Raw genomic sequence first — 23,218 nt, forward strand, 5'->3', positions numbered from 1 at the left:
GTCACGCCTCCAGATCCGGTAGGACGGACGGCAGCACCCCGGCCGCCGCGGCGATGGCCGCCGGTGTGGTGTCCAGGTGCTCCAGGAGGCCCTCGACGTACGAGACGTCGACCCGGACCTTCTGCACCCGCCCGTCGACGTCGCGCATCACGAACTCACGGAAGCCGAGCCGGGTGTCGGAGATCGCGTCGGCGGTGGAGAGGGAGGCGAGGGTCGCCTCGTAGCCGTCGTTGACCGGTACGCGCAGCAGCCGCAGCGCCTCGGAGGCGATCTCCGCGTCCTCGGCGATCCGGCCGACGAAGACGGTGGAGACCAGGTTCTGGACGTCGAGGCCGAGGATGTCCTTCGGGTTCTGGGAGGCGACCAGCGCCGCCAGGTTCCACTTGCGGGAGTCCCGGGCGAGCCGGACCAGGAAGGAGCGGCCGGAGCGCCAGCCCTCCATGAAGTGCGCCTCGTCCAGGCCGACGAGCTTGCGGGACGACATCGACCCGCCGTAGCAGCGACGGACGGCGAGCCGGTGCGCGGTGTGCAGCATCGGCAGGGCGAGGGCTTCCTCGGCGGACCAGTACTCGCGCTCGATCTTCAGGTCGGGCAGCCGGAGCCCGGCCATGGTGATCACGGTGAGGGCCGCGTCGGCACCCAGCAGCCCTTCCGGCGGCCGGCCGAAGAAGAGCATCGCCAGCGGCATCTCGGCGGTGTCGAGCAGCAGGTTGGCCAGCTCGCGCCCGGCGTCGTCGTCGAGCTGCGCGAGGCAGGTGACGACGTCGTCCAGCGTGGAGGTCTCCTCGGCCGGCACCTGGCGCACGGCGTGGCGGAACAGGGTCGCCGTGGACGCCTCCCGGGCCACCTGTGGCGGCACCAGCATCATGCAGATGTCCTGGACGAGCATGCGGCGCTCGGCCCGCGCGTTGGAGACCGCGATCTCGAACTCCCGGTCACCCGACGCGCCGGTGCCGAACTCGCTGCGCAGCGGGGTGGGGATCAGCGAGTACGGCGCCAGCGTGCCGTGCTCGGACCCGGTGAGGTTGAGCACCCGGGCGTACGGGCGCAGCTCCGGCATCGCGCACAGGCGGGCCAGCGGGCCGGACGGGTCGAGCAGGGTCACCTGCACACCGCGCCGGGCGGCGAGGTAGCCCAGCGCGCCGAGCAGGGTGGACTTGCCACCGCCGGGCTCGGCCACGAAGACCGCCAGGCCGGAGCGTTCCCGCACCTCCATGGGGAAGTGCAGGTCGAGGAAGACGGGACGGCGACAGGTGCCGGCGGTACGCCCGATGAGGTCGCCCCGCCGGTCGCCGACGGTGGAGGCGGCCTGCGGAAGGGCCGCGGCGAGCAGGTTGACCGGCATCCGGCGGACGTAGCCGGTGTTGGCGATCGGCTCGCCGGGGATGAACTCGCGGGCCAGCCAGTCCTGGTTCTTCGGGTGCTGCAGGGAGATGCGCAGCTCGCGGGAGTAGAGCTGGATCAGCCGGCGGGCGCGTTCCAGGCACTCCTCCCGGGTGCGCCCGCCGACGGCGATCCGGTGCCAGCCGTGGGCGCGGGCGGAGTCGACCGGCAGCCCGGTGGTCATCTCGTCGCCGATCACGAGTGCGCGCTTGGCCAGTCGTTCCAGCTCGGGCGGCGCGTCGATGCCGTGCTCGGCGTAGTCGAGCTGCTGCGAGCGGATCATCCGGAGCCGGTGCTCCAGGTTACGGAAGGAGTCGCCGGAGCCGAGGATGTCGACCCGGGTGGAGATCTCCATCGGCCAGGGCAGCCGCTCGTGGAAGTGCAGCCACGGCTCGTGCCGCTCGGGGATCTCCAGCGGCTCCATCCGGCCCACGGCGAGCACGGCGACGTGTCGTTCCTCGCCGGTCATCCGGTTGACCAGCTTGACCGTGGAGCCGTACGGGGTGCGGTAGCGCTCCACCTGCTCGGTGAGGGCCAGCAGGTCGCCGCGGTCCCAGCGCCCGTCGCCGACCGGGGAGAGCGTGCCGGGCGGTGCCATGCACAGCGCCACCGAGCGGTAGAGCAGCCACTCCAGTTCCTGGGCGGTGACGCGTCGCCCGCGCATCCCGAACGCGCCGAGCACCTCGTCGAACTGCTCGACGGTGCGGCCGAGCTTGCGCCGTTCGCCCTCGGCGACACCGCGGCCGAAGGTGCGCAGCAGCCGCTCGGTGAGCGAGTCGCCGAGGGACCGCCGGGCGAAGGTGACGCCCAGATAGGTCTGCCCCTCGGCGTGGTTGACCGACAGCAGGTGCCGCTGCGCCGCCACCAGGTGGTCGGCCCAGCCCTGGGTGCCCGGCACGTCGGGCAGCGGGGCGGCGGTGTGTGCGTCGATCGTGCGCGCCCACTCGTCGGCGGGGAAGGGGCGGGTGGTCCGGCGCAGGTGCAGCCGGAAGCCGGCCAGGCCCGCGTACTGCTCGGAGATCGCCGAGAGCAGGGCCTCCCGCTCGGCGTCCGGCCGGAACGCCCAGCGCACCTCGGGCAGCCAGTACCACGCCGTGACGGTGTTGGGGGTGAAGGTCAGGTGGCCGGCGATCTCGGTGATGGCCAGCTCGACGGCGGGGTCACGGTCACCGAACTTGATCTTCGGTGCCTTGACGCGGACCGGCTTGGCGGGGCGGTCGCGGCGATCGGCCGAGCGCTGGCGCGGTGGTGTGAGCTCGCGGCCGGGGAACCGGTCGGGGAGGGTGGCGCGGCGGGACGGGCGCTCGACCGGGCCCGGATCCGCGGCCGGTGGGTTGAGCGCGGGCAGGCGGTCGCCGGCCTGGTGCGGCACCCGGGGCAGGGCCGTGGCAGGCGCCTCGTACGCGTCGTCGTCCGGGTCGAGCGGGTGCGTCGGCTCCACCGGCAGCGGCTGGAGGGCGGACCGGGAGACCTGCTCGGGTGCCGTCGACCTGCCGACCGTGGAGAGGTCCTGGCTGGTCTGGACCCGCAGGGGCGCGGTCGGTGTCCGGGGCGGGTCGGCGGGGCGGGCCGCTGCCGGCGGCTGGACGGGCTGCCGGGGTGGCGGCAGCGGTGCCTCTACCCGTGCGGGCGGGGCGGCAGCCGGCTCGCTCATGGTGGGCTGCTGCGGGATCGAACGGGGCTCCCGGGCCGGCGCCGACGGCCGTGCGCCCCCCGGTCGGGTCCCGCCGAACAGGTCGAGGAAGGGGGAGTCGATGTCGGCGCTGTCCGTCGTGGAGGGCGCCGGGTCGGGTGCCGGGGTCCGCCGTGGCACGGGTCGGGGTGCCTGGAAGACGCCGACGCCGCCCTGGCCGGGCGTGGTCACCAGCGCCTGGTCGAGCACGACCTCGTCCAGCTCCGGACCGTCCGCGTAGTCGTACGAATGCGTACGGTCACCGTTCGGTGCGGCCGGGTGCCCGGCCGGGGAGCCCGGCGTGGAAGAGCGACTCATTCGACCGCCTCACCCGCGTCGTTCCACGTACGCCCGGTCATGCCAGTTCCTCCCGGATCCTGATCCGGCTGCCGACCAGGCGGGGATCCCGCTGCTCGGCGGCCGGCTCCCGCGTGCGTCGCCAGTCGGTCAGCGCGGTGCGGATCACCATGCGCGCCGGCCGGTCCGGGTCGACGTACCGGAAGATGAACGAGGTGCTCACGATGGCGAGCGCGATCTCCCATGCGGGGAAGAGCTCGACCTGGAACGTGAACAACCAGTGGATGAACATGTAGAGGGGGACGAGCAGCATGAACAGCCCGTACTGGGCGTACGGCAGGTGGACCGGAAGGGTGTAGCCGGGCGGCCCGAGGTAGACCAGGCGGGCCCGGTAGATGTCGTCGTCGGTGCGCAGCCGCATCTCGTGCCCCGCGCCTATTCGAAGATCAGGTCGATCAGGTAGTCGCCGATGAAGAACAGGGTGGCGGCCCCGGCGATGAAGGCCAACCCGACGATCGCGATCGCGGAGCTGGTCAGGACCTTGGAGATCTCACCCCGACTGGCCCGACCGATGAAGATGACGCCCAGGACGGCGAGCAGGATCGGGGCGATCTTGCTGGCGAAGAAGGTGACGACACCCTCGGTGTCGATGCCCTTCGGTGCCGGCTCGGCGAGCGGCGCCGACGCCAGCGTGGAGAGCGCATGGGCGACGCCGGACGACGCCGTCTCCATCAGCTCGATGGCGATCACTGGAACCTCCCCAAGTCGCGGCCGGCGGAGCCGCGTGGTGCAGTAGGCATGCCTGGCGGGAACGGTGCTCACTCTGCGCAGCGCTGGCGACGCTGCGTTCGTCACCCACCACGGTCAGTGGCGAGCTTTGGGCGGATTTTCCCGCTTCGGCCCTCCCTCCAGGCTTCGCCATCTCGATGCCGGGCAATTCCAAAGCGTACGGCCACCCACCCAATGCGACAACCCGCGAAGACTCTGCCCGATTCGACCCGGACGACCGATCGTACACCTGTTCCAATTGGCATGTCAGCACCCCTGATGAAGGGCTGTCCGGAGCGGTCGCGACGACCGGTACGGTCTAGTCGTGACCGATCTGGTACTGGCACCGGCCCCGGTGGTGATGGGCGTCCTCAACGTCACGCCCGACTCCTTCTCCGACGGCGGACGGTACGCCGACCTCGATGCCGCCGTCGGACACGGCGTGCGGCTGCGGGCCGAGGGTGCCCACCTGGTGGACGTCGGTGGCGAGTCGACCCGGCCGGGCGCCGACCGGATCGACGCGGAGACCGAGGCGACCCGGGTCCTGCCGGTGGTCCGGGAGCTGGTCGCGGCCGGCGTACCGGTCAGCATCGACACCAGCCGTGCCTCCGTGGCCGAGGCGGCGCTCGCCGCCGGGGCGGTCGTGGTCAACGACGTCTCCGGCGGACTCGCCGACCCGGACATGGCGCGGGTCGTCCGGGACGCGGGCTGCCCCTGGGTGCTCATGCACTGGCGGGGACACTCGCGCCACATGGGTGAGCTGGCCCGCTACGGCGACGTCGTCTCCGACGTCCGCGCCGAACTCGCCGAGCGCGTCGACGAGGCGTTGCGCGCGGGCGTCGCCGCCGACCGGATCGTCATCGACCCCGGCCTCGGCTTCGCCAAGACCGCGGAGCACAACTGGGAACTCAGCGCCCGGCTGCCGGAGTTGCTCGACCTCGGCTTCCCGCTGCTGTTCGCGGCGAGCCGCAAGTCCTACCTCGGTCGACTCCTCGCTGGCCCCGACGGCGCACCCCGACCGACCGAGGGCCGGGAGGTGGCGACCGTCGCCACCACCCTGCTCGCGGTGGCGGCCGGCGTCTGGGGCGTACGCGTGCACGACGTCCGTGCCACCACGGACGCCCTCGCGGTCTGGCAGGCGACCGGCCGGCCGCACCTGGCCGCCGCGCGGGGAGCGGCCACCGCCCGACACGGAGGAGAACGGTGACCGACCGGATCCAGCTGACCGGCCTGCGCGCGCACGGCCGGCACGGGGTGTACGACTTCGAACGCGAGCAGGGACAGGACTTCGTCGTCGACGTGGTCCTGGAGCTGGACCTCGGACCGGCCGCGCGCTCCGACGACGTGGCGGACACCGTGCACTACGGTGAGCTGGCCGAACGCCTCGTCGCGATCGTGACCGGCGACCCGGTCAACCTGATCGAGACGCTCGCCGACCGGCTGCTCACCGTCTGCCTGGCCGACGGACGGGTGCGCGCCGCGACGGTCACCGTGCACAAGCCGGAGGCGCCGGTCCCGCACACCTTCACCGACGTGGCCGTCACGATGACCCGGACGCGCGACCGGTGAGCCGGGCCGTGCTGTCGCTCGGCAGCAACCTCGGCGACCGGTTGCACCACCTGCGCTGCGCCGTCGCGGGGTTCGGCGACGCCGTACGCGTGGTGTCCGGGGTGTACGAGACTCCACCGTGGGGGGACACCGACCAGCCCGCGTACCTCAACGCGGTGCTGCTGGCGGAGGATCCCGACGCCGGGCCGTACGACTGGCTGGAGCGGGCCCGGAGCGCGGAGCGGGCGGCGGGCCGCGAGCGTGACCCCGCGCGGCGCTTCGGGCCCCGCACGCTCGACGTCGACGTGATCGCGGTGTGGGGAGCGGACGACGAGCCGGTGCTCAGCGACTCCGCGGAGCTGACCCTGCCGCATCCCCGTGCGCACCTGCGGGCGTTCGTGCTGCGGCCGTGGATCGACATCCAGCCCTACGGCCGGCTGCCGGGGCACGGCTGGCTCACCGACCTGCTCACCACCGGCCCGGCCGCCGAGGACGCCCTGGACGTGCGTCCCCGTCCCGATCTGACGCTAGAGTCGACGGCATGACCGAGTGGAGCCGGCCGGCATGACCCAGGCGCAGTCCGGTCCACCCGGCCCCGGCCGGATGGGCCCCACCCGAGCGTCCACGTTGGTGGTCGCCGGCCTCGCCGCCGCCGCGGTGGCCTGGCTGCTGATCAGCATCCTCTACTACGACTACCTGCCGGACCTGCCCTGGCTTCCGGTGGTCATCCTGGCGGCGCTGGCCGTGCTGGAGGCGTACGCGGCGGTCAACACCCGGGGGCGGATCGACCGCAAGCCGGGCCGTGACCCGGTGAACCCGCTGCTCGTCGCCCGGTTCGTGGTGCTCGCGAAGGCGTCCTCCCTGGCCGCCGCGATCTTCGCCGGCTTCTACGGCGGTCTGGCCGGGTGGCTCTTCCTGGAATCCACCGAGGCCGCCGTGGACGACCGGCCGACCGCCCTCGGCGGGCTGCTCGCCTCGTTGGCGCTGGTCGCCGCGGCGCTCTGGCTGGAACGCTCCTGCCGGGTGCCGGAGCGTCCCGAGGACGAGCGCGAGGCCGACGAGCGCGAGAGCCCGCCCGGCCCACGCTGACCAGGGGGTTACGCCCGGCTCCGGGCACGGGTACGGTGCCTGCGACCGGAGAGCAACGGCCGCCCCGGTCCGCCCGCGCGTCGGACCTGGACGTGGCCACGTGGGAGGCGGGCGCATGAGCTACGACGACCCGGGGCGGGCCGCCCCCGGTGAGTCCTCGTCGGCGATCCCCGCCGCCGTGCTGGAGAACGTCTTCGACGATCCCGCCCACGGTGAGCCCGGCCGGGACCGGCTGGTCGTCCACCTCGTCTGGGAGACCCTGCTCCTCGTCGCGCTCGCGGCCGGCACCTACCTTCTCTGGCAGGAGGCACCGGACACGCTGCGCGGCGACGGGCTCCGTGACCTGCTGACCGACGTGGTGGTGCTCGGGCTGCTCACCCTGGCCGCCGGCCTGAGCCTGCGGGCCGCCACGGTGAACCTGGCGATCGGCCCGGTCGCCGTCGCCGCCGCGCTGCACATGGCCGAGCAGGGCGACCGGGGTCTGACCGCCGCCGGCGGCCCGGCCCTTGCCGTCGCCACGCTCGGTGGCCTGGTGCTCGCCCTCGTCGTGGTGGTCCTGCACGTGCCCGCCTGGGCCGCCGGTCTGGCCGGCGCGGCCGGGGTGGTCGTCTACGTCGAGCAGCGGACCGGTGCGGTCCTGCCGCAGGGCACGTACGACCCGGAACGGGACGCGCTCCCGCTGTTCGCCGGCTTCGCGGCCGTCGCCGTGCTCGGGGGCGTGTTCGGCGCGGTGCGGGCGGTGCGCCGGATGGTCGGCCGGTTCCGCCCGGTCGTCGACCCGGCCCGACGCCGGGGCCTCGTGGCGGCACTCGTCGCCGTCGGCGCGATCGTCGGCTCGACCGTGCTGGCGATGCTGGCCGGGCTGCTCCTCGGCACCGCCGGCGCGGACCCCGTGACACCCGGGACCGGACTGGACTGGACGGTGCTGGCCGTCGGCACGTCGCTGCTCGCCGGCACCAGCGCGTACGGCCGGCGGGGCGGGATCTTCGGCACGCTGCTCGCGGTCAGCCTGGTCACGGTCGTCCTCGCGTACGCCGAGGCGCGGGGCTGGACGGTGGACCGGTGGGCGCTCGGAGCGGTGACACTGGGAATCGGGCTGGTGGTCACCCGGGTGGTCGAGGCGTACGGGCGGCCGGCCTCGGCGCCGGAGCCCCTTCCCGCCACCGACGGCCGGATCAGCACCGGCTGGACGGTGCCCCGCGCGGACCCGCCCGCCACCTGGCCGCCCGCGATGCCGGAGCGGTCGGCCGAGGAGCCGGTCGACCCGTGGGACGGCTCCCGCTGGGAGACCGGCCCCCGCCGGTGGGACACCGAGGACCGCTGAGCCCGTGAGCCGACGCGACCGCCGCCCGCCGGACGGGAGCGCGGACGCCGGCCACCCGGCGTCGCGTCCGTCGGGCCGGAAACGATCTCGCCGGTTAGGCTCGGCGACATGACCGACACACCATCGACCTCGGCCGGCCGCTCCTTCGCCGAACTCGACGCCCTCTCCACCGAGGAACTGCGCGAGCAGGCGTTCGCGGTCGCCCGGGAGCGCCGCGACGTGGGCTTCTTCTGGTCGGTGTTGCAGCACCTGCCGAACGCGGACGAGGCGGAGGTGCTGGACGGGGCGCCCAACTCGGTCGGCCCGACCATCGACGAGGCGGCGGCGCTGTGGCGGGAGTTGACCGGCCACGGCTACGAGGAGTCGGCGCCGCTGCTGCGGGCCGCCTTCATCGACTACCTGATGAAGCACCCCACGTGAGGCGCTGACGCGCGGACCGGCGTGCCGGGGCAGGTTTGCCCGCCCCGGCCCGTCGGGAACTGATCCGATCATGGCGCTCACCAACCGGACCCGGTCCGTCCCCCGCTACGGGACCGCGGCGGGCACCGGCGCGTTGGCGGCGCTCGTCCTGGTCGGCGTCTGCGGCAGCCCGGCGTACGTGGACTGGGCCGGCTCGTCCACCGACGCGAACTCGGCCGCCGGCTGGTTCCTCCGCCTGCTGGCCTGGCCGGCCTGGTCGTTCGACACCGCCGAGCCGGTCGCCACGAACCTCCGGGCCGTGCTGCTGGTGGTGCTCGCGGCGGTCTTCCTCTGGCTGCTGCCCGCCTCACAGGTGGCCCGCGTACCCGGGTCGGCCAGCCAGTTCTTCACCGGGTGGGCCGCGTACGTCCTGGCCGGCGGCTTCGCGTCGCTCCTCGCCACGTTCGCGGCCCCGGACCCGAGCCTGCTCGTCGCCATCCAGTCGGCCGGGACCGGTGCCACGTACGGCTTCCTCGCCGGTTGGATCATCGGCACGGCGAGTCTCGGCGGCCGGGCCTGACGACGGTCCCGACCGCCCGGTCCGTCGTCTCAGCCGGCCGCGCGCTCCCCGTCGGTGGCCCGGCCGAGGTCGAGCAGCCGGGTCCGGGTCAGCACACCCACCGGCCGCTCCGCGTCGGTCACCACCACCCGGTCGGTCGCCGAGGTCAGCAGCGCCCCCAACGCGTCGTACGCCGAGCCGCCCAGCGGGACGGTCGGCAGCCCGTCGACACCGGTGGCGGGCAGTGGCTCGACCGTGTCCCGGGTGAGCGGGGTGACCACCAGCCGGCGGATGCCGCGGTCGGCGCCGACGAACTCGCGGACGAACGGTGTGGCCGGCGAGCCGAGCACGGCGGCGGGGGTGTCGTACTGCTCCAGGCGGCCGCCCTGGGAGAGCACCGCGATGCGGTCGCCGAGCCGGACGGCCTCGTCGAGGTCGTGGGTGACCAGGACGATCGTCTTGCGGACCTCGGCCTGCAACCGGAGGAACTCCTCCTGGAGGCGGGTCCGGACGATCGGGTCGACGGCGGAGAACGGCTCGTCCATCAGCAGCACCACCGGGTCGGCGGCGAGCGCCCGGGCCACCCCGACCCGCTGCCGCTGCCCGCCGGACAGCTCGTGCGGGTACCGGCGGCCAAACTGCGCCGGGTCCAGACCGACCAACTCCAGCAGTTCCTCGACCCGCTTCCGGCTGCGCTCGCGCGGCCAGCCGAGCAGCTGCGGCACGGTGCCGACGTTGGCGCTGACCGTCTGGTGCGGGAAGAGGCCGACGTTCTGGATCACGTATCCGATGCGGCGGCGCAGCCGTACCGGGTCGACCCGCGTCACGTCCTCGCCGCCGAGCAGGATCCGGCCGCCGGTCGGTTCGATCAGGCGGTTGACCATCCGCAGCACGGTCGACTTGCCGCAGCCCGAGGGACCGATCAGCACCACGAGTTCCCCGGCGGCGATGTCCAGGGACAGCTCACGGACCGCCTCGGTCCCGTCGGGGTAACGCTTGCCGATCCCGTCGAGCGAGATCGACGCCGCACGCGGCCCGGCGCCGTTGGTGGTCTCCGGGGTAACGTCCACTCATGTCCTTCCGCCTGAGCTACCGGGCAGACCCGGGCAACCCGTGGTTCTCCTGGCAGTACGTGCGGGACAACTCTGACACGATCCTCGCCGCCCTGCGGGACCACACCTTCCTGACCGCCCGTGCGGTGCTGATCGCGGCGCTGATCGCGCTGCCGCTCGCCGTGGCCGCGTACTGGTTCCGGGGGCTCGCCGGGCCGATCGTGGCGTTCACCGGCGTGCTCTACACGATCCCGTCGCTGGCGCTGTTCGCGTTCATCGCCCCCTACCTGGGCATCGGCGCGGTCACCGTCCTCACCGTGGTGGTGCTCTACGCGCTGCTGGTGATCGTCCGCAACGCGATCGCCGGGCTCAACCAGGTGCCCCCCGACGTGCGGGAGGCGGCGGAGGGGATGGGTTACGGCCGGTGGGGCCGACTGTTCCGGATCGAGCTGCCGCTCGCCCTGCCGGGGATCCTGACCGGGCTGCGACTGGCCACGGTCTCCACGGTGGCGCTGGTGACGGTCGGGGTGGTGATCGGTCGCGGCGGCCTCGGTCAGATCATCTTCGCCGGCTTCCAGAACAACTTCTACAAGCAGCAGATCATGACCGGGACGCTGCTCTGCGTCCTGCTCGCGCTGGTGCTCGACCTGGTCCTCGCGGGGATCGGTCGTCTGCTCACTCCGTGGCTGCGGCGCGGGAGGCCGGCGTGAGCCCGATCGAGGCGGCGGTGCTCTGGCTCAACGACCCGCTGAACTGGACCAACCCCGGGGGCATCCTGGACCGGCTCGGCGAGCACCTGTCGATGTCGGCGGCGGCGGTGGCGCTCGGCTGCCTGATCGCCTGGCCGATCGGCCTGTGGCTCGGCCACACCGGCCGGGGCGGTGGGCTGGTGGTGCTCATCGCCAACGTCACCCTGGCCATCCCCACCCTCGCCCTGCTCACCATCCTTCCGCTGACCTTCCTCGGGTTCGGCCGAACCTCCGTGGTGGTGGCGCTCGCCGTGTTCGCGGTGCCGCCGCTGCTCGCCAACGCGTACACCGGGGTGCGGCAGGCCGACCCGGAGGCGCGGGACGCCGCCCGCGGCATGGGTTTCTCCGACTGGCAGTTGCTGCGCCGGGTCGAGCTGCCCCTGGCCGTGCCGTACCTGGCGACCGGATTCCGGACGGCGGCCGTGCAGGTGGTGGCCACCGCCGCGCTGGCGTCCTTCGTCAACGGCGGCGGGCTCGGCCAGATCATCCGCGCCGGGTTCGGGCTGGACATCGCCGCCGGTCGCGGCCAGATCCTCGCCGGAGGGCTCCTGGTCGCCGGGCTGGCCGTCCTGGTGGAGCTGGTCCTCGCCCTGGTCGAGCGCCTGGTGACGCCGCGCCCGCTGCGGACCACGCGGCGGCGGGCGGCTCGCCGTGCGGCCGACGCGGTGGCCGGCACCTGAACAGTCTCCCGTGACGATCCGGTGACAAACCTCGCCCCAGGTTGTCGGTCCCCTGTGAAAGATGTTGGGTGGTAAGTCGCGGGCGGCCGGACGAACGATCGCCCGTCGGACACGCGGCCGGCCCGGACGGGTCGCGCCGGGACACGGAAGGCGGGCAGCAATGCGCGCACGTACACGTCTGGCCGTCGGCGCCGCCGGCGCCCTCGCCGCCGCTGGGCTGCTCACCGGCTGCGGTGACGCCGGCTCCTCCGGCACCGACGCCCCGCAGCAGGGCGCCTCCGGCGCCGGCTGCGCCCCGGTGGCCGGCGACAAGCTGGTCGCCCTCGACGACGACAAGAAGTTGCAGAACACCGACAACATCATCCCGGCGGTCAACGCGGACGCGGCGAATCCGCAGCTCCTCGCCGCGCTGGACAAGGTCTCGGCGGCGCTCGACACGCCGAAGCTGATCGCGCTCAACAAGGCCGTCGACGTCGACCGGAAGACGCCCGAGGTCGCCGCGAACGAGTTCGCCGCCGCCAACAACCTGACCGCGGGCATCGCCAAGGGCCCGGGCGGCCCGATCACGGTCGGCGCCGCCAACTTCAGCGAGAGCCAGAGCCTGGCCGAGCTCTACAAGATCGCGCTGACCGCCGCCGGGTACCAGGTCGAGGTGCAGCAGATCGGCAGCCGGGAGCTCTACGAGCCGGCGCTGGAGAAGGGCGAGATCCAGGTCGTGCCGGAGTACGCGGCGACCATGGCCGAGTTCCTCAACACCAAGGCCAACGGGCAGAACGCCCAGCCCGTCTCCTCGCCCGAGCTGGACAAGACGGTCACCGCGCTCAAGGCCGCCGGCGACAAGGCCGGCCTGGTCTTCGGCGCCCCCTCGGCCGCCCAGGACCAGAACGCGTTCGCCGTCACCACCGCCTTCGCCGACAAGTACGGCGTGCGGACGCTGTCCGACCTGGCCGCGAAGTGCTCCGGCCAGGCCACCGTCCTGGCCGGCCCGCCGGAGTGCCCGCAGCGGCCGAAGTGCCAGGCCGGTCTGGTCGAGGTCTACGACTTCAAGGCCGGTTCGTTCAGCTCGCTGGACGCGGGCGGCCCGCAGACCAAGAACGCGCTGAAGACCGGTGCGGCCAGCGTCGGCCTCGTCTTCTCCTCGGACGCGGCGCTCGCGGCCGGCTGATCCGGCAGTGTCGGCCGGTCACCGACGGGACCTCAGGGGCCGGTGACCGGCCGGCGCCGTGTCCGGCCCGGCCCGCGTCAACGGCACGTGAACTCCGGGTCGAACGGGCGCAACCCGCGGCTTCCACCCGTTCCCTGCTGGGGCAACTCTCGGTAGGCTGCACACCCATGCCCGCCCCGGTTGTCTCCGACGACAAGAGTCATCCGTCGCTCCTGACCACCCTCTTCTGGGTGGGCGTGGCCATCGCGCCGGTGGCGGCGCTGATCCTGCTTGTCGCCGACGGTAACGGCCCGCTCCGGTTCGCGGCCGTGCTCGCCATCCTCGCCGTGGTGCTCATCGGCCTGTCGATCGCGCTGCGCGCCGACGGTGGCCCGGCCGGCGCCGAGGAACTGCGCGAGGAGATCGACCAGCTGCGGCGTGAGCTTCGCGGCGAGATCGTGGCCACGGCCCAGCGCGGCAACCATGCCCTCGACCAGGCCCAGCGTGCCCACGAGGCGGTGGGTGCGCTCCGGCGGCGAATGGACTCGGCCGCCGCCGCGCTGGTCACCGCCGACGAGGCGGCGAACGCCGGCCGGGCCCGGGTGGCCGCGGTCGAGCCGGCGGACGACCCAGCCGCCGGTCGTGCCCACTTCCCGTCGCGCGGCGAGGCATGGCGCGCCGACCGGGAGGACGCGGACGAGCCGCGCGCGCCCCAGCCCGCCCCCCGCGTCGACCGTCCGGCCCCGGTGTACGGCGGCGACCGCCCCGCCCCCGCCGGCACGTACGGGGGCGAGCGGGCCGGTGTGTACGGCGGCGAGCGTCCCGCCGGCGGCACGTACGGCGGCACGTACGGCGGTTCGGCCGGTGTCCCCGCCGGGGACCGGCCCGCCGCGGGGGCGGCCGGGGTGTACGGCGGGTGGCCGGCGGAGCACGACAGCCAGCCGGCTCCCCGCCCCCTCGGTGTCGTCCGGCACACCGAGACGGTGCACGTCACCACCCGGCACACCGTCGTGGACGGGGGAGCCCCGGTGGGCGGTGGCACCCGCTACGGCGGCGCCGCGGGACGCTGGTCGCCGACGGAGGACCGGCAGCGGGCCGCGGGGGAGACGGACGACCGGTCCCGGCCGGCGCACGGGAAACCCGACGACCGCCCCTGGGCCGGCCAGGACGACCGCCCCTGGGCCGGTGACGGCGAGCGTGACGACCGCCCCCGGGCGGGCGGCGACCGCGAGTGGACGCGCGGCGAGTACGACGACCGCGCGTGGACGGGCGAGGACGGCGGGGACGACCGGTACCGTCGCCACGACGACCGGCCGTGGGGCGCGTCCGAGGAACGTGTCCCGGGCGACCCGCGGGAGGACCACGAACGGCCGGAGCACGACTGGTCCGGCGGACAGCGGGACCACCGCGCGCCCCGGCACGACCGCGCCGGTGCGGAGCAGCCGGACGAGCGCCCATGGGCGGGTCGAGTCGGTGAGCAGCGTTGGGACGCACCCGTGGAGCAGCCCGACCGCTCGGACGCCCCGGGCGACGACGTGGAGAGCGGGGACTACTGGTCGCAGCTACGGACCGGGGACCGCTGGGCGTCGGTGCGGGAGGACGACCGGGGTCGCGAGGTCCGGGTCGGTGAGCGGCGGGCCGAGGTGCACGCCGACGGGACCGGCACCGAGTACCGGGTGGCGGACCGCTGGGCGGCGGTACGCCGGGACGAACCCCGCCGCGCCCAGGACCGTCCGGTCCCCGGTCGGGGCGACGAGGGCTGGCGGGGTGGCTGGTCCGAGCCGGAGTGCCGGCCGGAACTGCCGGCCGGCGGCGTGCCGGTACCCGAGGACTGGCGCCCGCCGCGCCAGCGGGAACCACAGCGCCAGCCGGAACCGCAGTGGGTCCAGGAGCCGGAGCGGTACGGCCGCCGGCAGGAGGAGCACTACGGCTACCCGCCCCGGGACGACGTGCCCCGCGCCGGTGGCCGTGCCGCCCCGGGCGACCGCTGGCGCTGATCCCGCCCGCCGGGGCCCGGACTACTTGTCGATGTCGCCGACGACGAAGAACATCGAGCCGAGGATGGCGATCAGGTCCGGGACCAGACAGCCGGGGAGCAGGGTGGCGAGAGCCTGCACGTTGGCGTACGAGGCGGTGCGCAGCTTCAACCGCCACGGCGTCTTCTCGCCCCGGGACACGAGGTAGTAGCCGTTGATGCCGAGCGGGTTCTCGGTCCAGGCGTACGTGTGTCCCTCCGGGGCCTTGAGCACCTTCGGCAGTCGTGTGTTGATCGGTCCGGTCAGCCGGTCCACCCGGTCCAGGCACTGCTCGGCGAGGTCGAGCGAGGCGTACACCTGGTCGAGCAGCACCTCGAAGCGGGCGTGGCAGTCCCCGGCGGTCTTGGTCACCACCGGCACGTCCAGCTGGTCGTAGGCCAGGTAGGGCTCGTCGCGGCGCAGGTCCAGGTCGAGCCCGGAGGCGCGGGCGACCGGCCCGGACGCGCCGAACGCGGCGGCGTCGGCGGCCGTCAGCACCCCGACGCCGACGGTACGGGCCAGGAAGATCTCGTTGCGGCGGATCAGGTTGTCCAGGTCGGGCATCCGCCGGCGTACCTCGGCGATCGCGGTGCGGGCCCGCCCGGTCCAGCCGGCGGGCACCTCCTCCTTGAGACCGCCCACCCGGTTGAACATGTAGTGGATCCGGCCACCGGAGACCTCCTCCATCACCGCCTGGAGGGTCTCCCGCTCGCGGAACGCGTAGAAGACCGGCGTGATCGCGCCGATCTCCAGCGGGTACGAGCCGAGGAACATCAGGTGGTTGAGCACCCGGTTCAGCTCGGCGAGGGCCATCCGCAGCCAGGTGGCGCGCTCGGGCACCTCCATGCCCATCAGCCGCTCGACGGCGAGCACCACGCCCAGCTCGTTCGAAAAGGCCGACAGCCAGTCGTGCCGGTTGGCCAGCACGATGATCTGCCGGTAGTCGCGGACCTCGAACAGCTTCTCCGCGCCCCGGTGCATGTAGCCGACGATCGGCTCGGCGGCCACCACCCGCTCGCCGTCGAGCACCAGCTTCAGCCGGAGCACGCCGTGGGTGGAGGGGTGCTGGGGCCCGATGTTGAGCACCATGTCGGTGCCGAGCTGCTCCCCGCCCGCGCCGGTGCCGACGGTCAGCTCGCGGAGGTCGGCGTCGGTGGTCATGCCCGTCATCGTGCCATGAGCGACCCGGGGGCGACGCCGACCGGTTGCCGCAGCCACCAGTGCCCGCCGAGGCCGACCGGGTCGGTCAGCTCGCCCACCGCCGACGCGGCGGCCAGCGCCCGCACGTACCCGGCCGGGTCACGGCCGGCCAGGCTCAGCGGCGGCCGGCCGCCGTCGGCCCCGAGCGCCCGCAGCGCCTCCCGCTGGGGGACCAGGGAGTACGCGCACCGGGCGACCCGCTCACCGGCGGAGGCGACCGAGTCCATGGCGACGTGGGCGGTGACGTCGCACGACCCGTCCGGTACCGGCGGCACCTGCCGCCCACCCCGGTACCCGGCCAGCGATCCGCCCACGGGCCGCCCGTCCCGCAGGTGCCCGTAGTCCACGGCCAGAGCCAGCCCCCGGTCGACGTGGCCCACCGCGTCCGCCCACGCCTCGTCCCGCCCCCGCCCGATCTCCGCCCGCCGCCCCGCCGTGTTGATCAAGGGGTTTGCGTCGGATTCCGGGTCCCCCGGTGACGCAAACCCCTTGATCAACGAGTGCGGGGTGGGGGTGGGGGTGGGGGTGGGGGTGGGGGTGGGGGTGGGCCACCAGGTGGTCAGCCAGTCCGAGTCTGCCGGGGTGATCGGGGCGCCGACCGTTTCCTCGCCGGTGGTGGCGTCCACCAGGAGGTAGTGCCAGCCGTTGTCGGTGTGCGCGGCGATGTCGAGGGGGACGTTGTCGAGCCACTCGGTGGCGATCAGCAGGCCGGTGATGCGGTCGGGGATCTCGTGCACCCAGGAGATCCGGTCGGGTAGGTGCCCGGGGCGCGGGGCGAGTTCGACGGCGGTGGGGCGTACCCGGTCGGCCAGCGGGGCCTCCACGGCTCGGAGCAGCGCGACCAGCAGTTCCCCCCGACCGGCCCCCACGTCCACCACGTCGAGGACCGGCGGGTGGTCCAGGGCGGCGTCCACCTGGGCGACGAGGCGGGACAGGGCCGCGGCGAAGGCAGGGGAGGCGTGCACGCTGGTACGGAAGTGGTGCGCCGGGCCGGCCCCGGACACGAAGAAGCCGTCCGGCCCGTAGAGCGCCCGTTCCATCGCGTCCCGCCAGCGGATCGACACCAGCTCACTGTAAGGAAGGGCCCCCGCTTCACGCCTCCGGTAGAGCAGGGGTCCCTTCTTAACACCCGGCTCGGCACCATTGGTGAAGGTTTTCACACCTTCTTGTTTCGGCTCCCTCGCTCCGGCGCATACTTGCGATCGACCGGTACCCCTTCTCGAGGACTGGATCGTCGCCATGAGCGCATCGCCGCGCCCGCGTTCGGGCCCCGCCGCACGGCCGGCCGACGCACCGCTTCCCCGGAACCTGTCTGTCGGCGTCGTCGGTGCCGGCCGGGTCGGAGCCGTTCTCGGCGCCGCGTTCGCGGCCGCCGGTCACCGGGTGGTCGCCGCCGCTGCCGTCTCCGGCGCGTCCCGCGCCCGCCTGGCGCTGCTGCTCCCCGGTGTTCCCCGCCGGTCGGCCACCGCCGTCGCCCGGGCCGCCGACCTGCTGCTGGTTGCCGTGCCGGACGACGCGCTCGCGGGCGTGGTGAGCGGTCTGGCGCGCAGCGGCGCGCTGCGCACCGGCCAGGTGGTGGCGCACACCTCCGGCGCGCACGGGCTGTCCGTGCTCGCCCCCGCCGTCGAGGTCGGCGCCCGCACGCTGGCGCTGCACCCCGCGATGACCTTCACCGGTACGCCGGACGACCTGCCGCGCCTGGCCGGCATCTCGTACGGGGTGACCGCCCCGGCGGAGCTGCGCCCGCTGGCCGCCCGGCTGGTCGCCGACCTGGGCGGCGTGCCCGAGTGGATCGCCGAGCCGGACCGCCCGCTGTACCACGCGGCGCTGGCGCACGGCGCGAACCACCTGGTGACCCTGGTCAACGAGGCGGCCGACCGGCTGCGCGACGCCGGGGTGGAGCAGCCGGAGAAGGTGCTCGCCCCGCTGCTGCGGGCCGCCCTGGAGAACGCGCTGCGCCTCGGCGACGACGCACTGACCGGCCCGGTGTCCCGGGGCGACGCGGGGACCGTGGAGCGGCACCTGGCCCGGCTGGGCGCGGTCGCGCCGGAGTCCGTCGCCCCGTACCTGGCCCTGGCCCGACGGACCGCCGACCGGGCCATCGCCGCCGGTCGACTGCGGCCGGTGGACGCGGAGTCCCTGCTCGGTGTCCTGGCCGGCAGCGCACGGGAGGTGGCGGCATGACCCAGCTCGTACACACCCGCGCCGAGCTGGCCGCGGCCCGGAACGGGCTGACCGGCACGGTCGGCGTCGTCATGACCATGGGCGCGTTGCACTCGGGGCACGAGACGCTGCTGCGGGCCGCCCGGGAGCGTGCCGACCACGTGGTCGTGACGATCTTCGTGAACCCGTTGCAGTTCGGCCCGAACGAGGACTTCGACCGCTATCCGCGGACGCTCGACGCCGACCTGGAGATCTGCCGCCGGGCGGGCGCGGACGTGGTCTTCGCGCCCTCCGTGGCGGACATGTACCCGGACGGCCAGCCCCGGGTCCGCGTCAACCCCGGCCAGCTCGGCGAGGACCTGGAGGGGTTGAGCCGCCCCGGCTTCTTCCACGGCGTCCTGACGGTCGTCCTGAAGCTGCTCCAGCTCACCCGGCCCGACCTCGCGTTCTTCGGGGAGAAGGACTATCAGCAGCTCAGTCTGGTCCGGCGGATGGTCCGGGACCTGGACGTGCCGGTGGAGATCGTCGGTGTGCCGACCGTCCGGGAGCCGGACGGGCTCGCGCTGTCCAGTCGCAACCGCTACCTGTCCCCGTCCGAGCGGGAGGCCGCGTTGAGCTTGTCTGCCGCGCTGCGGGCCGGCGCCGAGGCCGCCGACGCGGGCGCGGACGCGGGGGCCGTGCTGGCCGCCGCGCACGTCGCCTTCGGAGCCGGTACGCCGGGAGCCCAGCTCGACTACCTGGTGCTGACGGACCCGGACCTCGAACCGGGCCCGGTCTCCGGCGAGGCGCGGCTGCTCGTCGCCGCCTGGGTCGGCACCACCCGGCTGATCGACAACGCCGCGATCCACCTCGCGCCCCGATCCTGACCCCACCACCACCCCGCGAAAGGCGCCCGATGTTCCGGACCATGCTCAAGTCGAAGATTCACCGGGCCACGGTGACGCAGGCCGACCTGCACTACGTCGGCTCGGTCACCGTGGACGAGGACCTGCTCGACGCTGCCGATCTGCTCCCCGGTGAGCAGGTGGCGATCGTGGACATCACCAACGGGGCCCGGCTGGAGACGTATGTCATCCCGGGTGAGCGGGGCAGCGGCGTGATCGGCATCAACGGTGCCGCCGCCCACCTGGTGCACCCCGGCGACCTGGTCATCCTGATCTCGTATGGGCAGATGGACGACGCGGAGGCCCGCGCGTACCGCCCGAGGATCGTGCACGTCGACGCGGACAACCGCGTCGTCGACCTCGGCACCGACCCGTCGACGGTCGCCCCCGGCACCGCCGGCGACCCCGTCCCCAACCCCCTCGCCGCCATCCCCACCTGACCCCACCCCCCTCCTCGCGCGATCTTGCACTTTCGGTCGCCGTTCTGTCCCGCTACGAGCCTTTTGCCCCGGCACAAAGTGCAAGATCGCGGAGCGAGTGGCTGGGCTGTCCGGGGGCGGGCGTGCGGTCTGTCACCGGAAGGTCATGTCCGGTTACCCTGGGCGTGCCGTCGGGATCGACGGTCGTCGGCTGGGGGAGGCCGCGATGCGCCGTGCGTGGAGAGCCGTTGTCGCGGCGGTGGCCGTGGGAGCACTGGTCGGCGGGTGCGGCACGGCCGGTGGGGTGGACGGCGACCTGACCGACGACTGGGCGGCCCTGCCCGCTCCCGGTCCGTTCACGCCGGCTGCCGAGGTCTGTCACGAGGCGGACTTCACCGAGACGGTGACCCTGGCCGCGTACGCGCCGGTGGACTGTGCCTTCCCGCACCGGGTGGAGACGGTGCACGTCGGCTCCTTCCCGTCCGCGCGGCCCGCCCCGCCGCCCGGCGGCTCGACGGAACTGCGTGGGGCGTTCACCGACTGCGACACCCGGGTCACCGGGTACGTCGGCGACGACTGGCGGGCCGGGCGGCTCCGCCTCTCCGTGGCGCTGCCCACCGGCCCCGCGTGGACGGCCGGCTCGCGCTGGTACCGCTGTGACCTCAGTGAGGTGAACACCGTCGAGGCCGGCGCGACGGTGGTCGCCCGCACCGGCAGTCTCCGCGACGTGTTGAAGAGCCCGTCCCCGCTGCGGCTCGGCTGCCAGCAGTCGCGCGGTGGAAGCACCGCCGGCAGCCTGACGCTCGTGCCGGTCGAGTGCGGCACCCGGCACGACGCGGAGTTCGTCGGCGTGTGGCGGGCACCCGATCGCCCGTACCCCACCCGGAACGCCGACTGGGCCCCGCTCTACGACGGCTGCCGCACGGTGCTCGGCCGTTACGTGGGCGTGCCCGACGACCCGGCGCTGAAGCTGCGCAGCGCCGTGGTGGTCCGCCCGCCGGGCACCGGCCGCTGGCGGGTCGGGGACCGGGGCGTCCGCTGCTACCTGCGGCTCAGCGACCGGACGGTGACCGGCTCCCTGAAGGGTGCCGGCCCCGCCGGCCTCCCGGTCCGCACGAGGTGACGGCGGCGCCGCCGATGGCGCGCCATCCGGAGGTACGCGTTCCGGCGGGTCCGCCACGGGCGCCGACCGGACGGATGGGCAGGGCGTTGCCCAAACCACTCGTCCCGCCCCCCGGGCCCCGGGCGAGGACGCTTCGGGTTGACTGGTGGGATGGACCGACCGACCAGTGACCTGCCGACCCTGCCCCACCTGCTGGCCGCCCCGGCGCCCGGCTGGGTGGAGACGACCGACGTCGTCGTGGTCGGCTCCGGGGTCGCCGGGCTCACCGCCGCGCTGCACCTGCGTGAGGCGGGCCTGCACGTCACCGTGGTCACCAAGGTCGACATCGACGAGGGCTCGACCCGGTGGGCGCAGGGCGGTATCGCCGCCGTGCTCGACCCGCGGGACACCCCGGCGGCGCACGCCTCGGACACCGAGATCGCCGGGGTGGGGCTCTGCGATCCGGCGGCCGTCCGCGTGCTGGTCGAGGAGGGGCCGACCCGGTTGCGTGAGCTGATGCGGATCGGTGCGGAGTTCGATCGCAACACGGACGGCTCGCTGATGCTGACGCGGGAGGGCGGCCACCGGGCGGACCGGATCGTGCACGCCGGTGGCGACGCGACCGGGGCGGAGGTGCAGCGGGCCCTGCACGCCGCCGTCCGACGTGATCCGTGGATCCGGCTCGTCGAGCACGCCCTGGTCCTGGACCTGCTGCGGGCGCCCGGCGACGGCCCGGACGGCCTCGGCCCGGCCTGCGGGATCACCCTGCACGTGCTCGGCGAGGGCAGCGAGGACGGCGTGGGCGCCATCCTCGGCCGCGCGGTGGTGCTGGCCACCGGTGGGATGGGGCAGATCTACGCGGCCACCACCAACCCGGCGGTCTCCACCGGCGACGGTGTCGCGCTGGCGATGCGGGCCGGCGCGGACGTCACCGACGTGGAGTTCGTCCAGTTCCACCCGACCGCGCTGATCGTGCCGGAGCACGCGCGGGTGCCCGGCGCCGGCCACGCCCAGCAGCCGCTGGTCTCCGAGGCGCTGCGGGGCGAGGGCGCCCACCTCGTGGACGGCGACGGCAAGCGGTTCATGGTCGGGCAGCACGAGCTGGCCGAGCTGGCCCCCCGGGACGTGGTGGCCAAGGGCATCCACCGGGTGCTGCTGGCCACCGGCGCCGACCACGTCTTCCTCGACGCCCGGCACCTGGGTGGCGACTTCCTCGCCCGGCGGTTCCCCACCATCGTCGCCTCCTGCCTGACGATCGGGGTGGACCCGGCGACGGACCTGATCCCGGTGGCCCCGGCCGCCCACTACGCCTCCGGCGGCGTCCGCACCGACCTGCGCGGCCGTACCTCCATCCCGGGCCTGTACGCCTGCGGCGAGGTCGCCTGCACGGGCGTGCACGGTGCGAACCGGTTGGCCAGCAACTCGCTGCTGGAGGGGCTCGTCTTCTCCCGCCGGATCGCCGACGACATCGCGTCCGGTCTGCCCGAGCAGGCGCGACCGGCGGAGGTCGGTGCCTGGGTCGGCGGCGGGGGTTGGGTGGTGCCGGCGGCGGCGACCCCGACGCTGCAACGCGCGATGACGCGGGGTGCCGGGGTGCTCCGCTCGGCGGGGACGCTCGCCGAGACGGCGGCCACGCTGGGCGGGATCGGTGCGGAGCGGGGCCGGCCCCGGACCGCCGACTGGGAGGCGACCAACCTGCTGACGGTGGCGTCGACGCTGGTCGAGGCCGCGTACGCCCGGGAGGAGACGCGGGGCTGCCACTGGCGGGAGGACTTCCCGACGGCCGGCGAGCGGTGGCACGGCCACCTGGTCGGCGCGATCGGGGCGCAGGGACGGTTGACGCAGACGTGGCAGTCGCGAACGAAAGAGGAGCGATGACGGAGGAGACCGAGCGGGCACTGCGGGAGGCCGGCCTGGACCCGGCGCAGGTGCGGCGGGTCGTCGAGAACGCGCTCGTCGAGGACCTGGGCCCGGACTTCCGGGACGTCACCAGCGTGGCCACGATCCCCGACGCGCAGACCGACACCGCCGACCTGGTCGCCCGCGCGGACGGCGTGGTGGCCGGGCTGGCCGTCGCCGCCGCCGTGTTCGAGCTGGTGGGCGAGGTGACCGGCGCCGGCCGTACGGTCGAGGTGTCGATCGTGGCCCGGGACGGCGCGCGGGTGGCGCGCGGCGACGTGCTGGCCACGGTGACCGGCCCGACCCGGTTGCTGCTCACCGCCGAGCGGACGGCGCTCAACCTGCTCTGCCGGATGTCCGGGGTGGCCACCCACACGCGGGCCTGGGCCGACGCCCTGGCCGGCACCAAGGCGATGGTGCTGGACACCCGGAAGACCACGCCGGGGCTGCGGGCCCTGGAGAAGTACGCGGTGCGGGCCGGCGGCGGCACGAACAAGCGGATGGGCCTGCACGACGTCGCGATGATCAAGGACAACCACAAGCTGGCGGCCGGTGGCATCACGGCGGCGTTCCAGCGCGTCCGGGAGACCTTTCCCGACGTGCCGGTGCAGGTGGAGGTGGACACCGTCGCCGAGGCGGTGGAGGCGGTCGACGCGGGCGCGGACTTCCTGCTGCTGGACAACATGACCCCCGATCAGCTCCGACAGGTCGTCGCGGCGGTGGGGGACTGTGCCGAGCTGGAGGCCACGGGTGGGCTGACCCTGCCGGTGGCGGCCGAGTACGGCGCGACCGGTGTGGACTTCCTCTCCGTCGGCGCGTTGACACACTCCTCGCCGATCCTGGACATCGCGCTGGACCTGCGTACCGGGTGA

23 protein-coding genes are annotated in these 23,218 nt (G+C 74.3%); 17 read left to right on the forward strand and 6 right to left on the reverse strand.

The genetic code is table 11. The annotated features are described in order from the left end of the window. Position 1: 1 nt before the first annotated feature. Genes ACIBR0_RS15470 through ACIBR0_RS15480 form a run of 3 tightly spaced genes read right to left on the reverse strand, consistent with a single transcriptional unit; the run spans position 2 to position 4,102 of the window. On the reverse strand, positions 2 to 3,373 hold the full coding sequence (locus ACIBR0_RS15470) for an ATP-binding protein (protein ID WP_396716020.1): 3,372 nt from the start codon (positions 3,371 to 3,373) through the stop codon (positions 2 to 4). 37 nt (positions 3,374 to 3,410) lie between these two features. Then, the gene (locus tag ACIBR0_RS15475) at positions 3,411 to 3,773 is read right to left on the reverse strand and encodes a hypothetical protein (protein ID WP_121401589.1); all 363 of its coding nucleotides are present in this window, start codon (positions 3,771 to 3,773) and stop codon (positions 3,411 to 3,413) included. A 14-nt stretch (positions 3,774 to 3,787) separates the two neighbouring features. Beyond that, positions 3,788 to 4,102: a hypothetical protein gene (locus ACIBR0_RS15480; RefSeq protein ID WP_120730321.1), complete on the reverse strand. Its 315-nt coding sequence runs from the start codon at positions 4,100 to 4,102 to the stop codon at positions 3,788 to 3,790. A gap of 343 nt (positions 4,103 to 4,445) precedes the next feature. On the opposite strand from ACIBR0_RS15480, the gene folP reads away from it, so the two are divergent. From folP to ACIBR0_RS15515, 7 genes are all read left to right on the forward strand, one after another. Next, complete coding sequence (folP, locus tag ACIBR0_RS15485; RefSeq protein ID WP_396716022.1) at positions 4,446 to 5,327, forward strand: dihydropteroate synthase; 882 nt, start codon at positions 4,446 to 4,448, stop codon at positions 5,325 to 5,327. Beyond that, positions 5,324 to 5,689, forward strand: coding sequence for a dihydroneopterin aldolase (gene folB, locus ACIBR0_RS15490; protein ID WP_396716024.1), 366 nt, complete (start codon positions 5,324 to 5,326; stop codon positions 5,687 to 5,689). The genes folP and folB overlap by 4 nt, the downstream gene beginning before the upstream one ends. After that, entirely contained in the window at positions 5,686 to 6,213 is a 528-nt protein-coding gene (gene folK / locus ACIBR0_RS15495) for a 2-amino-4-hydroxy-6-hydroxymethyldihydropteridine diphosphokinase (protein WP_396716026.1), read from the forward strand. Before folB ends, folK begins: the two co-directional genes overlap by 4 nt. A gap of 19 nt (positions 6,214 to 6,232) precedes the next feature. After that, positions 6,233 to 6,757: a DUF3180 domain-containing protein gene (locus ACIBR0_RS15500; protein WP_357034485.1), complete on the forward strand. Its 525-nt coding sequence runs from the start codon at positions 6,233 to 6,235 to the stop codon at positions 6,755 to 6,757. A 115-nt stretch (positions 6,758 to 6,872) separates the two neighbouring features. Then, positions 6,873 to 8,081, forward strand: coding sequence for an ABC transporter permease (locus ACIBR0_RS15505; RefSeq protein ID WP_396716028.1), 1,209 nt, complete (start codon positions 6,873 to 6,875; stop codon positions 8,079 to 8,081). Between the two features lie 108 nt (positions 8,082 to 8,189). After that, positions 8,190 to 8,501, forward strand: a complete 312-nt coding sequence (locus tag ACIBR0_RS15510; RefSeq protein ID WP_396716030.1) for a hypothetical protein — start codon at positions 8,190 to 8,192, stop codon at positions 8,499 to 8,501. A gap of 70 nt (positions 8,502 to 8,571) precedes the next feature. Next, positions 8,572 to 9,060 carry a hypothetical protein gene (locus ACIBR0_RS15515; RefSeq protein ID WP_396716032.1) on the forward strand — a complete coding sequence of 163 codons (489 nt, stop codon included), beginning with the start codon at positions 8,572 to 8,574 and terminating at the stop codon, positions 9,058 to 9,060. A gap of 29 nt (positions 9,061 to 9,089) precedes the next feature. On the opposite strand, the gene ACIBR0_RS15520 is transcribed toward ACIBR0_RS15515, so the two are convergent. Then, positions 9,090 to 10,109, reverse strand: coding sequence for an ABC transporter ATP-binding protein (locus ACIBR0_RS15520; RefSeq protein ID WP_396716034.1), 1,020 nt, complete (start codon positions 10,107 to 10,109; stop codon positions 9,090 to 9,092). A 2-nt stretch (positions 10,110 to 10,111) separates the two neighbouring features. Between ACIBR0_RS15520 and ACIBR0_RS15525 the strand changes: the two genes are divergently transcribed. The 4 genes from ACIBR0_RS15525 (at position 10,112) to ACIBR0_RS15540 (ending at position 14,661) form a co-directional block, all read left to right on the forward strand. Further along, a complete protein-coding gene (locus ACIBR0_RS15525) occupies positions 10,112 to 10,801 on the forward strand; it encodes an ABC transporter permease (protein ID WP_396716036.1) in 690 nt (229 codons plus the stop codon). Then, positions 10,798 to 11,520: an ABC transporter permease gene (locus ACIBR0_RS15530; RefSeq protein ID WP_396716038.1), complete on the forward strand. Its 723-nt coding sequence runs from the start codon at positions 10,798 to 10,800 to the stop codon at positions 11,518 to 11,520. Before ACIBR0_RS15525 ends, ACIBR0_RS15530 begins: the two co-directional genes overlap by 4 nt. A gap of 160 nt (positions 11,521 to 11,680) precedes the next feature. After that, positions 11,681 to 12,685, forward strand: coding sequence for a glycine betaine ABC transporter substrate-binding protein (locus ACIBR0_RS15535; RefSeq protein ID WP_357034499.1), 1,005 nt, complete (start codon positions 11,681 to 11,683; stop codon positions 12,683 to 12,685). A 167-nt stretch (positions 12,686 to 12,852) separates the two neighbouring features. Then, complete coding sequence (locus ACIBR0_RS15540; RefSeq protein WP_396716040.1) at positions 12,853 to 14,661, forward strand: hypothetical protein; 1,809 nt, start codon at positions 12,853 to 12,855, stop codon at positions 14,659 to 14,661. 21 nt (positions 14,662 to 14,682) lie between these two features. Here the strand turns inward: ACIBR0_RS15540 and ACIBR0_RS15545 are convergent, their stop codons facing one another. Both ACIBR0_RS15545 and ACIBR0_RS15550 read right to left on the reverse strand, forming a co-directional pair. Then, positions 14,683 to 15,849, reverse strand: a complete 1,167-nt coding sequence (locus ACIBR0_RS15545; RefSeq protein ID WP_396716042.1) for an NADH-quinone oxidoreductase subunit D — start codon at positions 15,847 to 15,849, stop codon at positions 14,683 to 14,685. Then, positions 15,846 to 16,943 carry an SAM-dependent methyltransferase gene (locus ACIBR0_RS15550; RefSeq protein ID WP_396716044.1) on the reverse strand — a complete coding sequence of 366 codons (1,098 nt, stop codon included), beginning with the start codon at positions 16,941 to 16,943 and terminating at the stop codon, positions 15,846 to 15,848. Before ACIBR0_RS15550 ends, ACIBR0_RS15545 begins: the two co-directional genes overlap by 4 nt. A gap of 175 nt (positions 16,944 to 17,118) precedes the next feature. Between ACIBR0_RS15550 and ACIBR0_RS15555 the strand changes: the two genes are divergently transcribed. The 6 genes from ACIBR0_RS15555 (at position 17,119) to nadC (ending at position 23,218) form a co-directional block, all read left to right on the forward strand. Continuing rightward, a complete protein-coding gene (locus ACIBR0_RS15555; protein WP_396716046.1) occupies positions 17,119 to 18,063 on the forward strand; it encodes a Rossmann-like and DUF2520 domain-containing protein in 945 nt (314 codons plus the stop codon). Further along, a complete protein-coding gene (gene panC / locus ACIBR0_RS15560) occupies positions 18,060 to 18,908 on the forward strand; it encodes a pantoate--beta-alanine ligase (RefSeq protein WP_396716048.1) in 849 nt (282 codons plus the stop codon). Before ACIBR0_RS15555 ends, panC begins: the two co-directional genes overlap by 4 nt. A gap of 29 nt (positions 18,909 to 18,937) precedes the next feature. Continuing rightward, positions 18,938 to 19,366, forward strand: coding sequence for an aspartate 1-decarboxylase (gene panD, locus ACIBR0_RS15565; protein ID WP_396716050.1), 429 nt, complete (start codon positions 18,938 to 18,940; stop codon positions 19,364 to 19,366). 205 nt (positions 19,367 to 19,571) lie between these two features. After that, the gene (locus ACIBR0_RS15570; protein ID WP_396716052.1) at positions 19,572 to 20,468 is read left to right on the forward strand and encodes a septum formation family protein; all 897 of its coding nucleotides are present in this window, start codon (positions 19,572 to 19,574) and stop codon (positions 20,466 to 20,468) included. 150 nt (positions 20,469 to 20,618) lie between these two features. Further along, positions 20,619 to 22,325, forward strand: coding sequence for an L-aspartate oxidase (locus tag ACIBR0_RS15575; protein WP_396716054.1), 1,707 nt, complete (start codon positions 20,619 to 20,621; stop codon positions 22,323 to 22,325). Next, on the forward strand, positions 22,322 to 23,218 hold the full coding sequence (nadC, locus tag ACIBR0_RS15580; protein WP_396716056.1) for a carboxylating nicotinate-nucleotide diphosphorylase: 897 nt from the start codon (positions 22,322 to 22,324) through the stop codon (positions 23,216 to 23,218). The genes ACIBR0_RS15575 and nadC overlap by 4 nt, the downstream gene beginning before the upstream one ends.

This window comes from Micromonospora sp. NPDC049497, assembly GCF_044465805.1.
Lineage (GTDB): Bacteria > Actinomycetota > Actinomycetes > Mycobacteriales > Micromonosporaceae > Micromonospora.